11 protein-coding genes are annotated in these 12,218 nt (G+C 43.4%); 8 read left to right on the forward strand and 3 right to left on the reverse strand.

The window, feature by feature from the left end; all coding sequences use genetic code 11:
* Positions 1 to 44: 44 nt before the first annotated feature.
* On the reverse strand, positions 45 to 125 hold the full coding sequence (prli42, locus tag ACXAFV_RS08900) for a stressosome-associated protein Prli42 (RefSeq protein WP_341982788.1): 81 nt from the start codon (positions 123 to 125) through the stop codon (positions 45 to 47).
* Positions 126 to 331: 206 nt separating this feature from the next.
* Here prli42 and mce point away from each other — a divergent pair, with 206 nt between their 5' ends.
* From mce to gndA, 6 genes are all read left to right on the forward strand, one after another.
* The gene (mce, locus tag ACXAFV_RS08905) at positions 332 to 751 is read left to right on the forward strand and encodes a methylmalonyl-CoA epimerase (protein WP_475125822.1); all 420 of its coding nucleotides are present in this window, start codon (positions 332 to 334) and stop codon (positions 749 to 751) included.
* Positions 751 to 2,298, forward strand: coding sequence for an acyl-CoA carboxylase subunit beta (locus ACXAFV_RS08910; protein ID WP_475125824.1), 1,548 nt, complete (start codon positions 751 to 753; stop codon positions 2,296 to 2,298). The genes mce and ACXAFV_RS08910 overlap by 1 nt, the downstream gene beginning before the upstream one ends.
* A 73-nt stretch (positions 2,299 to 2,371) precedes the next feature.
* Complete coding sequence (locus ACXAFV_RS08915) at positions 2,372 to 3,493, forward strand: M20/M25/M40 family metallo-hydrolase (RefSeq protein ID WP_475125825.1); 1,122 nt, start codon at positions 2,372 to 2,374, stop codon at positions 3,491 to 3,493.
* 135 nt (positions 3,494 to 3,628) lie between these two features.
* Entirely contained in the window at positions 3,629 to 4,102 is a 474-nt protein-coding gene (locus ACXAFV_RS08920) for a chemotaxis protein CheW (protein WP_475125826.1), read from the forward strand.
* Positions 4,103 to 4,123: 21 nt separating this feature from the next.
* A complete protein-coding gene (locus ACXAFV_RS08925) occupies positions 4,124 to 5,377 on the forward strand; it encodes a DNA polymerase IV (protein ID WP_475125828.1) in 1,254 nt (417 codons plus the stop codon).
* A gap of 166 nt (positions 5,378 to 5,543) precedes the next feature.
* Positions 5,544 to 6,953 (forward strand): NADP-dependent phosphogluconate dehydrogenase, encoded by a 1,410-nt coding sequence (gndA, locus tag ACXAFV_RS08930; protein ID WP_475125830.1) that lies wholly within the window; start codon positions 5,544 to 5,546, stop codon positions 6,951 to 6,953.
* A gap of 61 nt (positions 6,954 to 7,014) precedes the next feature.
* Here gndA and zwf read toward each other — a convergent pair whose 3' ends face one another.
* Entirely contained in the window at positions 7,015 to 8,517 is a 1,503-nt protein-coding gene (gene zwf / locus ACXAFV_RS08935) for a glucose-6-phosphate dehydrogenase (RefSeq protein WP_475125832.1), read from the reverse strand.
* Between the two features lie 388 nt (positions 8,518 to 8,905).
* Here zwf and rnz point away from each other — a divergent pair, with 388 nt between their 5' ends.
* Both rnz and ACXAFV_RS08945 read left to right on the forward strand, forming a co-directional pair.
* Positions 8,906 to 9,832: a ribonuclease Z gene (gene rnz / locus ACXAFV_RS08940; RefSeq protein ID WP_475125835.1), complete on the forward strand. Its 927-nt coding sequence runs from the start codon at positions 8,906 to 8,908 to the stop codon at positions 9,830 to 9,832.
* 18 nt (positions 9,833 to 9,850) lie between these two features.
* Positions 9,851 to 10,387: a histidine phosphatase family protein gene (locus ACXAFV_RS08945; RefSeq protein WP_475125837.1), complete on the forward strand. Its 537-nt coding sequence runs from the start codon at positions 9,851 to 9,853 to the stop codon at positions 10,385 to 10,387.
* Positions 10,388 to 11,113: 726 nt separating this feature from the next.
* On the opposite strand, the gene namA is transcribed toward ACXAFV_RS08945, so the two are convergent.
* On the reverse strand, positions 11,114 to 12,130 hold the full coding sequence (namA, locus tag ACXAFV_RS08950; protein ID WP_475125841.1) for an NADPH dehydrogenase NamA: 1,017 nt from the start codon (positions 12,128 to 12,130) through the stop codon (positions 11,114 to 11,116).
* Positions 12,131 to 12,218: the final 88 nt, after the last annotated feature.

Genomic DNA, 12,218 nt, shown 5'->3' on the forward strand with positions numbered 1-12,218 from the left:
CGACAATGTCGGCGGGCAAATCCTTTTTTTGTTTAGCTCCCAGCTTATAGTAAAAATGTTAGGCCAGCCATTATTGTGGAGGCAATCATCGCAAATAACATTAAATATACAACAATCTTTTGCATCTTTTTATTACCCAATAGAATCTCTCCATTCTTTCAGTAGAACATAGAATTGTTTTATAAGAATATTTTATCGTTTATACCTCGAGAATACAACCTGTCCCTTTTAAGAAAACGCTTTAATAATTCGTTAAATAAGGAGGATTTTCGACATCCCGAATCGAATTATTAGAGAGTGGGAAGCAGAACATAGTTAGGGGATGGTAAGAATGAACAAAGTGGATCACATCGGGATAGCGGTATCATCAATTGAACAAGTTCTTCCATTTTATGAACAAACGCTTGGATTGAAGCTGCTGAAACTTGAAGAGGTTGCATCCCAGGGAGTTAAAGTGGCATTTATTGATGGAGGAAATATTAAACTCGAATTACTGGAACCACTACATAAAGAAAGTCCCATTGCGAAATTCATCGAAAAAAGAGGCGAAGGAATTCATCACGTTGCTTTCGGAGTACAAGGAATCGAGGAACGAATCCGGGAATTGCGTGACAAAGGTGTGAAAATGATCAATGAAACCCCGAAACAAGGGGCAGGCGGTGCGATGGTCGCCTTCATGCACCCAAAATCATCAAATGGCGTGCTGTACGAACTTTGTGATAAATCATACATCAAGGAGGATCATGCATAATGGATATTTATGAAAAGATTAATGAATTGTATGACCGCAGAAGAGAAGTAGAACTTGGAGGCGGGGACGCAAAAATCGATAAGCAGCATGAGAAGGGGAAGCTGACAGCAAGGGAAAGAATTGACATCCTGGTAGATCCGGGGAGCTTCGTTGAATTGAACCCATTCATTGAGCACAGATGTTCGGATTTTGGGTTGAATGGAGTGAATGGACCAGGGGACGGGGTAGTCACCGGATATGGGAAAGTAGGCGGGAAGCCAATTTATCTATTTTCTCAGGATTTCACCGTATTTGGAGGGGCACTTGGGGAAATGCATGCGAAGAAAATTGCCCATGTCATGGATTTGGCCGTCAAAAACGGTGCACCTTTTATCGGATTGAACGATTCAGGAGGGGCGCGTATCCAAGAGGGAGTGGTCTCACTTGACGGTTACGGACATATCTTCTACCGTAATTCCATCTACTCCGGAGTGATTCCCCAAATTTCAGTCATCATGGGGCCTTGTGCAGGCGGAGCCGTGTATTCCCCTGCGATTACGGATTTTGTATTCATGGTCGATGATACAAGCCAGATGTTCATCACAGGTCCCAAGGTGATCGAAACCGTTACGGGGGAGAAAATCAGTTCTGAAGACCTGGGTGGTGCGAAGGTCCACAATACGATAAGCGGAAACGCACATTTCAGAGGAAAGACTGAAGAAGAGGTCCTTCTGGAGGTGCGCAGGCTATTAAGTTATTTACCGCAAAATAACGAGGAAAAGCCTCCTCGCCTTGAAGCATCCGAAGAAGATGATTACCGGGCCGATTTAACGGACCTCATCCCTTTCGATGCAATCCGTCCATATGACGTCCGTACAGTCATCAATGAAATCGTGGACGAAGACAGCTTCATGGAGGTTCAAAAGGAATTTGCCAAGAATATCGTGGTAGGCCTGGCCCGCATAAAAGGTGAAGTGGTAGGACTAGTTTGTAATCAGCCGAAGTTCATGGCAGGAGGATTGGATATTGATTCTTCCGATAAAGCGTCCAGATTCATCCGTTTCTGTGATTCCTTCAATATCCCCCTCATTACATTTGAAGACGTTACAGGCTTCTTCCCGGGGATCAAGCAGGAGCACGGAGGGATTATCCGCCACGGTGCCAAAATCCTATACGCCTATTCAGAAGCTACCGTGCCAAAGATGACGGTCATTTTAAGGAAGGCATACGGAGGGGCTTATGTGGCTCTTAACAGTAAGTCGATCGGTGCCGATCTAGTATTTGCCTGGCCGAATGCAGAAATTGCCGTCATGGGTCCGCAGGGAGCTGCAAATATCATCTTTGCACGGGAAATTGCCGGTAGCGAAAACCCTGAAGAGCTTCGTGAGCAGAAAATCGAAGAATATCGTGAAAAGTTCGCAAACCCTTACGTGGCAGCGTCCCGCGGAATGGTTGATGACGTCATCGACCCGCGCGAAACGCGCATCAAGCTTATCCAGGGTCTTGAAATGATGAGAAACAAAAAAGAAGAAAGACCTGCGAAAAAACACGGCAACATCCCTCTTTAAGGAAGTTTATTTGTCCGGTTATCACATTCACGATATACTAGAACAGTGAATACATATTGTGGAGGTCTATCGAATGATAAATCAAGAACGTTTATTGAATGAATTTCTCGAATTGGTTCAAATCGATTCGGAAACGAAAGATGAAGCAGAAATTGCAAAGGTATTGACGAAAAAGTTTACAGACCTGGGTGTCGATGTGTATGAAGATGACACCATGGGTGTGACCGGACATGGTGCTGGCAACCTGATCTGTAATCTGAAAGGAAACAAAGAAGGCGTCGATACAATTTATTTCACTTCTCATATGGATACGGTTGTTCCTGCCAAAGGGGTCAAACCAACGGTCAAAGAAGACGGTTATGTTTATTCAGACGGAACGACGATTCTAGGAGCGGATGATAAAGCAGGACTTGCAACGATGCTTGAAGCGATCACTGTCTTGAAAGAACAGGATATTACTCACGGCGATATCCAATTCATCATAACTGTAGGGGAAGAGTCAGGCCTTGTAGGTGCAAAAGCTCTGGATTCTTCTCTTGTAAAAGCTAAATATGGATTTGCCCTGGATTCTGATGGTAAGGTCGGTAATATTATCGTTGCCGCTCCTACCCAGGCAAAAATCCTTGCAACGATCTTCGGTAAAACCGCTCATGCTGGGGTTGCACCAGAAAAAGGTGTTTCCGCCATTACGATTGCGGCTAAAGCGATCGCTAAAATGCCGCTTGGCCGCATCGATGAAGAAACAACGGCCAATATTGGACGTTTTGAAGGCGGTAAAGCAACAAACATCGTTTGCGAGCAAGTTGATATTTTAGCGGAAGCACGCTCATTAGTCCCTGAAAAAATGGAAAAACAAGTAGAAAAAATGAAGAGTGCATTTGAAACAGTTGCAGAAGAAATGGGCGGAAAAGCTGAAGTTGAAGTTCAGGTAATGTATCCAGGATTCAAATTCAGTGACGGAGACGAAGTCGTTGAAGTTGCCAAACGTGCTGCCAAGAAAATCGGGCGCCCGAGTGAACTGCTGACAAGCGGAGGCGGAAGTGATGCAAATGTCATCGCAGGCTTCGGTGTACCAACCGTAAACCTAGCAGTAGGATACGAAGAGATTCATACAAAAAATGAAAGAATGCCGGTGGAAGAACTGAATAAACTTGCTGAAATGGTCGTAGCGGTCATCCAGGAAGTAGCTGAATAAGAGAAAGAGCCCGTTAACAGTCATAACTGTTAACGGGCTCTTATTTTATAAATCAAACTCTTAAACGCTCCAAACTTGTTTAAATATGGTACATTAGAAGTAACATAAACAAAGAGTTGAGAGGGGACATCACCAATGATGACAAAAGTAGTCGTTTTCCATGCCGGCAGGGAAGAGTATGCACTGCCGATAGAACATGTCGTTTCAATCGAAAAACTTGGTAACATAAACCCGATTCCACACCTGCCTTCATACGTTCTCGGTTTAGTTAAAGTTAGAAATGAACTTATCCCGGTAATGGATCTGGCCTCCATTCTATACAATCAAACATTAAACACCGAAGAAGGATTATTCTTGATTGTAGTACATACTGAAACCCTTCAAATCGGACTCTTGGTAAAAGAAGCAAAAGAAATCCTTGAAGTTGCAGATGCCTCCATTACAGACGTCGGCCTGCTTGCTTATTCAAAGACCAAATATTTCAATGGTGTGATCAATCTGGAAAATCGTATGATCACAAAGATTGATCCGGAGGTTTTAGTGGACAGCCTGGAAGGTATTAAAGAAATAAAGGAATATGTTCACAATCAAAAAATCTCACAAAACTAATGAAATGAAAGACGCGATAGCATGAATTCACATTATCCCAAGAATGGCAGAGTCATTCTTCACGTCGATATGAATAGCTTTTACGCATCGGTTGAAATGGCTTTCGACCCCAGCCTTAAAGGAAAGCCTTTGGCGATTGCCGGCAACCCCAAGGAGAGAAAAGGCATTATCGTTACATGCAGCTACGAAGCAAGAAGCTTCGGGGTAAAAACGACTATGCCTCTTTGGGAAGCCAAGAAACTCTGCCCCAACCTGATCATAAAAACTCCTAATTTCGATCGTTACCGGGCTGCATCGAAAGGTATGTTCGATATTTTAAGACAATACTCTGACCTAGTAGAGCCGGTTTCCATCGATGAAGGCTATATGGACATTACAGATTCATATGAAAAAGGCACCCCGCTGGAAATAGCATCCTCCATTCAAAACCAAATTAAGAATCAATTGGACCTCCCTTGTTCTATCGGGATAGCTCCCAATAAATTTCTTGCAAAAACCGCTTCAGATATGAAAAAACCCATGGGGATAACTGTTCTTAGAAAACGGGATATACCCATGAAGCTATGGCCGCTCCCAGTAATCGAAATGCATGGAGTCGGTTCGAAAACAGCTGAAAAGCTGAACGGTATTGGTCTGAAAACGTGTAAAGATTTAGCGCAGGCAAACGATATCCAGCTTAAATCCTTATTGGGAATCAACGGGCTGCGTTTAAAAGAACGTGCAAATGGCATTGACAGAAGAGTGGTCGACCCTGATTCGATTTATGATTATAAGAGTGTAGGGAATTCGACAACCCTCCCAAAGGATACCACGAATCAAAGTGAACTCCTTTCCACCATTGACAGGCTATGCGCCAAAGTATCCCAAAGATTGCAGCAGAAGGATGTTGTAGGGATGACAGTCCAGATCATGATACGTGATAAATACCGGAAAACCATTACAAGGAGCAGGAAGGCGGAAAACCCTGTCATAAAAAAAGAGGACCTCTTCCTTTACTCCAAGGAATTGTTTGTCAAACACTGGAATGGAGATCCCGTCCGGCTCCTTGGAGTGACCGTACAGGATTTAATGGAGAAAAATGAAGCAACAGAGCAGCTGGATCTTTTCTCTTTTGAAAGCGCCGCAAAAGACGAGCCGTTATACAACGTCCTTTCTCAATTGCAGGAAAAGTTCGGTAAGGATTCCATTTCTAAGGGAGTTAAAGGGAAAGGGAAGAAAGCTTCCTATGACTCAAAGCAGGATACAAGTTTTAATAAGGACTTTTTAAGGGATTAATGGGCATTCTAACATATGGAGACGATCAAGTAAGGGATCAGAGAAACGGATTATTTGCATCGGCAGCGTATTCTTGTTAGATTGAAAGGGATTGTCTACCGTGTTTAAGAAATAATAAATGATTTCTATAAACAACAAAACTCGCACAGAAAGGACGTTGACTGAAATGTCTCAGCAAGAAATCGGTGTTATTGGATTAGCAGTAATGGGAAAAAACCTTGCATGGAATATTGAAAGCAGAGGATATTCTGTGTCTGTTTATAATCGTTCCCGTGAAAAAACGGATGAAATGGTAAATGAATCAAACGGAAAGAAGATTGTCCCTACATACACAATTGAAGAATTCGTAAATTCCCTGGAAAAACCGAGAAAAATACTTCTTATGGTAAAAGCGGGTAAAGCAACGGATGCCACAATCGATCAATTGAAACCTTTCCTTGAGAAGGGAGATATCCTGATTGATGGAGGTAACACATTTTTCGAAGATACAAGAAGACGCAATCATGAATTAAGTGAATCCGGTATTCACTTTATCGGCACAGGTGTATCAGGCGGGGAAGAAGGGGCATTAACCGGCCCGTCAATCATGCCTGGCGGTCAAAAGGAAGCCTATGAGCTTGTGGCTCCAATCCTGAAAGATATCGCTGCTAAAGTAAACGGTGAAGCTTGTACAACTTATATCGGTCCCGATGGTGCGGGTCACTATGTGAAAATGGTCCATAACGGAATTGAATATGGTGATATGCAGCTGATTGCAGAATCTTATTTCCTTATGAAAAACGTTCTCGGACTAAGCGCAGAAGAACTTCACGAAGTTTTCGCTGAGTGGAATAAAGGAGAACTGGACAGCTATCTGATTGAAATCACAGCCGATATCTTCACGAAAAAAGATGATGAAACAGGCAAGCCGATGGTCGATGTCATCCTTGATAAAGCCGGTCAAAAAGGTACTGGTAAATGGACAAGCCAAAGTGCCCTTGATCTAGGGGTAGCCCTGCCAATCATCACAGAGTCCGTATTCGCACGCTTTATTTCAGCTATCAAAGATGAGAGAGTCAAAGCGAGCAAAATATTAAAAGGTCCTGACACATCTGCTTTCACAGGTGATAAAGAAGCTCTTATTGAATCCATCCGCAAAGCCCTTTATATGAGCAAGATTTGTTCATATGCTCAAGGATTTGCTCAAATGCGTTCAGCTAGCGACGAATATGACTGGAACCTTCAATACGGTGATATCGCAATGATTTTCCGGGGAGGCTGCATCATCCGCGCTCAATTCCTTCAAAAGATCAAGGAAGCCTATGACCGCGAATCAAGTCTGGCAAATCTATTATTGGATCCTTACTTCAAGGAAATCGTGGAAAGCTATCAGTACGCGCTTCGCGAGGTCATCTCTGTTGCCGTTCAAAACGGTGTACCGGTACCTGGCTTCTCAGCGGCGCTTTCTTATTACGACAGCTATCGTACTGAAACACTGCCTGCCAATTTGATTCAGGCGCAGCGTGACTACTTTGGTGCGCATACGTATCAGCGTGTCGATAAAGAGGGTACATTCCATACGGAGTGGATGAAATAAGAATACAAGCAAAAGCCCCGCTGATTCAGCGGGGCTTTTTGTATGATTTATAACACTTTCATTAGCATTGTTCTACATCTAAATTGGCGATTGGCCACCAGTAATATCCATCTTTCGCCAATAGATTATCGGCAGCCTTAGGTCCCATCGAACCTGAATCATAGTTAGGGAACTGTTCATCACGCGTCGTTTCCCATACTTCTGAAATTTTATCAACGAACGCCCAGGATAGTTTCACTTCATCCCAGTGAGTGAAATTAGTGGCGTCACCACGCATGCAGTCATGCAGAAGTTTTTCGTATGCTTCAGGTGTATTCATTCCATCTACACTTGTATTGGCAAAATTTAATTTAACCGGCGTCGTTTCAATGTTCTGGCCGGATTTCTTCACATTCAGATGAAGGGTGATGCCTTCTTCCGGCTGAATGTGTATAACCAGCAGGTTCGGCGCTAATGGCTTGTCTGTATTATAATAAAGGTTCATCGGGATATCTTTGAATTGAATCACGATTTTCGTCGACTTGGTAGCCATACGCTTCCCTGTCCGGATATAGAACGGCACACCTGCCCAGCGGAAATTATCAATCATCAGTTTACCGGCTACATATGTTTCAGTATTGGAATAGTCGTCCACGTTTTCAGCTTCACGATATCCATCCACAGTTTGATCTTTTGAAGTGCCCGGTCCATATTGTCCGCGTACAAAATAATCCTTCACTTCTTCTGATTCAAATGGACGAAGAGCTCTCAAAACACGGACTTTTTCACTTCTGATTTCGTCGGTTGTCAATTTGATAGGCGGTTCCATGGCCAAGAGAGCAACCATTTGAAGCATATGGTTCTGCACCATGTCTCTCAGCGCGCCGCTTTTTTCGTAATATCGTCCGCGTTCTTCAACACCCAATTCTTCAGAAGAAGTCACCTGGATGTTTGAGATATACCGATTATTCCATAACGGCTCGAACATTGCATTGGCAAAACGGATCACTTCGATATTTTGCACCATCTCTTTACCAAGGTAGTGGTCGATACGATAGATTTGATCCTCTGTAAAGGATTCACGAATTTGACTGTTCAGCTTTTCAGCCGATGGCAAATCATGACCGAATGGCTTCTCGATCACTAAACGCTGGAATCCATTCGTATCTGTCAACCCTTGAGTCTTTAATTGTTCCGTGATGGTCCCGAAGAATTCAGGAGCCATTGCCAAGTAGAAAATGCGGTTTCCTTCGAGTTGATAATGTTCATCCAATTTTTCCGACAATTGTTTTTGTGCCTGATAGGATTCACTGTTTGATAAATCATTTTGCTGGTAGTAAAAATGAGAAACGAATCCATCGATGTTTTCATCATTACCTAAAGCGTTATGTACAGATGTTCTAACATGCTCTTGAAAATCTTCATTTGACCAGTCACGGCGTCCGACACCAATGACAGCAAATCGTTCAGAGATTTTTCCTTTACGGAATAAGTGATAAAGAGATGGATATAGTTTTCTTTTTGCTAAATCCCCTGTAGCTCCGAAAATAGTGATCAGAGAAGAGGGTGTATTAGTATTTTTCACAGTCATGACCTCACTTTATCTTGTTGCTGATCTGTTTTAAAAGAATGTTTCTTCCTATTTATTATCTATTACAATTATATAATTTTAAAGATTAACCGAGCATTTAGCAAATCATATGCTGATAAACTTTTTTTCTGAAGGTGATCTTATCGAAATCATGAATGATTTAGGTTTTAACCACTCATTTCACAAATTCACGTTCTAATCTGACGAAAGATCGTCGTCTTTATGTTGGCTTAAATCTTTAATCTTATAACCTGATCGCAAAAATGTATGTAAGAGTGGAACTTTCACATATGAATATGCCACCTAATGCTTCGCTGCGCTAGGTTCGCGGATAAATATGCTATGATAGATGTATCACCGACTGCAGTAGGAGTGAAGAAATGTGGAATTGTTATTTTTGGGCACGGGAGCTGGAGTACCGGCTAAGCTCCGCAATGTGACAAGTATCGCTTTGAAATTATTGGAAGAAAGAGGTGCCGTTTGGCTTTTCGATTGCGGGGAAGCAACGCAGCACCAGATTTTACATACTAGTTTGAAACCTAGAAGAATCGAGAAAATCTTTATCACCCATCTTCATGGGGACCACATTTACGGGCTTCCTGGTTTGCTTGGAAGCAGATCGTTTCAGGGAGGGGAGTCAGAGCTTACAGTCTATGGACCAAAGGGCATCAAAGAGTTCATCGAAGTCTCTTTATCAATCAGCCAAACCCATCTGAAGTATCCCCTTCGAGTAGTGGAAATAGAAGAAGGAATTGTCTTTGAAGATGAAGGCTTCAGAGTGGAAGCGAGGGAACTTGAGCATGGACTCCCGACCTTCGGCTTCAGAGTTGAGGAAAAAGATAAGCGCGGGGAGCTTCAGGTGGACCGCCTTCAGGAAAGAGGGGTAAAACCGGGACCCATTTATAAAAAATTGAAGGCTGGAGAAGAGGTAGTACTTGATGATGGAAGCATCGTGAATGGAAATGACTACATTGGGCCATCTATCCCAGGACGTGTTGTCACGATTCTCGGCGACACCCGCACGTGTGAAAATGCTTACGAGCTTGCACGATCCGCGGATGTACTGGTTCATGAAGCTACATTCAATAAAGAACAGGAAGAGATGGCATATGAATACTTCCACTCAACGACCAAGCAGGCAGCAGAAACTGCGCTGGGAGCCGGAGTAAATGTCCTGTTCCTGACTCACATTTCTTCAAGGTTCGCTAAAGAATCGTGGCCGGAGCTGCAAAAAGAAGCTAGAGAAATCTTTCCTGACAGCTATATTGCAAAGGATTTTATGGAGCACACCATCCCTTTGAAAAAATAGGAGAGAGGAGATCAGTTCATGAAAACCATCTATATTGTACGTCATGCCAAAGCTGAAGGCCAGCCGTATCAGGCATCATTGACTGCAGAAGGAGAGGTGCAGGCACACCGCCTTGCTTCTTTCTTGGAGAAATACCAGGTTGAAGCGATCTATTCAAGCCCTTTTAAAAGAGCCCGTCAAACGATTACACCATTTGCTGAACGGACCGGCATATCAATTCAAGAAGATGACCGGCTGGGTGAGAGAATATTGAGTGGAACAGATTTTATCGACTGGAAGGAAAAGCTCCGGAAAAGTTTCGAGGATTTTTCTCTTGCCCTTCAAGGGGGAGAGTCAAATGAACAGGCAATGGGGCGTGCTGCTTCTTTTATAAGGGATGTGGTCAAAAGAAAAGAAGATCACATCGTCGTTGTGAGCCATGGCAACCTAACTACTTTATTTCTCCGTTACTTTGACGAAAAATATGGATTCGAAGAATTGTTTGCTTTGACCAACCCGGATGTGTACCGGGTGAAGGTGGATGAGGGCAGGGTGGAACGAGTTTGGGAGTCTTGACGAACCATTGATTATAAGATAGTTTGATTTTGATATTTCTGATTCATTAATGAAGCATGCTTGATGGGCAAAGACGGCCTTCAAGCATGCTTTTTTGGATGATTGAGTTTGAAATCAGAAGATCGGGAATATATATGCGTCTATTTTACAGTCTTTAATTGGTTTTTTAGGTTTTTTCACAGAGTGGAAGTTGAATGGAGTGGGGCGGGGAAGCAGTTATGATCTTCTTTCCGGATTTATGATCTTTTTTGGAAATATATGATCCCGTTTCAGGATTTATGATCCTATCTGTAAATATATGATCCTATTTCCAGATTTATGATCCTAAACTGAAATTTATGATCTTTTAATAATGATTCTAAATAAGCCTATGTTTCAAATACTTATCCAAAGAAAAAACCGAGCATACCTGCTCGGTTTATAACGAGGCCGCTTCGTGTGCCACCCGGCTCTGACCAAAGCGCTTCCGCTTTTCTATTTGTCCAGCTCCAGGGCTTAGAGGCACATGTCATAAGCCAAACCGTCCAAGAAGGCAAAGAGCGCCTTCCCGGCCGCTTCGTCTTATGCCACCCTCCTCTGACCAAAGCCCTTCCGCTTTTCTATCTGTCCAGCTCCAGTGGTCTGCTCCCGTTTGAAAATTTACCTTCGTCTTTTGAGGCAAAAAGCGCCTCTAAAGCCGAAGAACATTTTTCAAAGGGAGCAAAACGACCACTTCCGCTTTTCTATCTACCATCCACGCTCATACTGTTTCGGAGCCTGGATCTCTACCTTCAATTCTTTCGCGGCGCTGCGAGGCCAGTATGGGTCTCTAAGCAGCTCTCTGCCGAGCAGGATCAAGTCAGCACGTTCATTCTGAAGGATCTCTTCTGCTTGAAGTCCTGACGTGATTAGTCCTACAGCTCCAGTAGGGATGCCGGCATCTTTCTTTATGGTTTCAGCAAGTTTAACCTGATAACCAGGGTAAACCGGTATTCGTGCTGGGACGACTGCTCCCGAGCTGACATCGATAAGGTCGATTCCCTGCTCTTTCATCCATCTGGCAAATGCAACATAATCTTCAACATCCAACCCGTCCCCGTGGTAATCTTTTGCTGACACACGAACGAGAAGAGGACCCCCCCATACGTCTTTTATTCCGTCGATCACTTCACGAAGGAAGCGGTAGCGGTTTTCGGCTGAACCTCCATATTCGTCGGTTCTTTTATTCGATAGCGGGGAAAGGAATTCGTTGATGAGGTACCCGTGGGCACCGTGTATCTCGATGACATCGAATCCTGCTTTCTTTGCTCTTTCTGCTCCTTTCACGAATGCCGTAATGGTTTCTTGAATATCCTCAGAAGTCATTTCAAGAGGAGTCTTCATGTCATCATTAAAAGGGATCGGAGAAGGAGCGATGATGTCACCCTCCAATACTGCTTTTCTGCCGGCGTGGGCTAATTGGATCCCGGTTTTTGCTCCTTGTTCCTTGATCAAGGCTACTAGCTTGCTTAACCCTTCGATGTGGTCGTCGCTCCAAATGCCGAGATCCTGAGGTGAAATCCGGCCCTGCGGGGTGACCGCGGTTGCTTCTTGTATAATCAATCCTGCACCGCCGACGGCCCTGCTTATATAATGCGTACGGTGCCAGTTTTCTATTTTTCCATCTTCATTGTGGGAAGAGTACATGCACATAGGTGCCATCACAATACGGTTTTTAAGGCCAACATTTTTTAGGGTATATGGTTCGAACAATTTTGTTTTCAACAACGTATCTCCTTTCGGCAAGTTATTTCGAGTTCCTAAATACTCGTGCTATTTGATTATATCAACCTGAAATAACAGGTGAAAAGAA

This window comes from Rossellomorea sp. ABR4_012 (assembly GCF_056159545.1).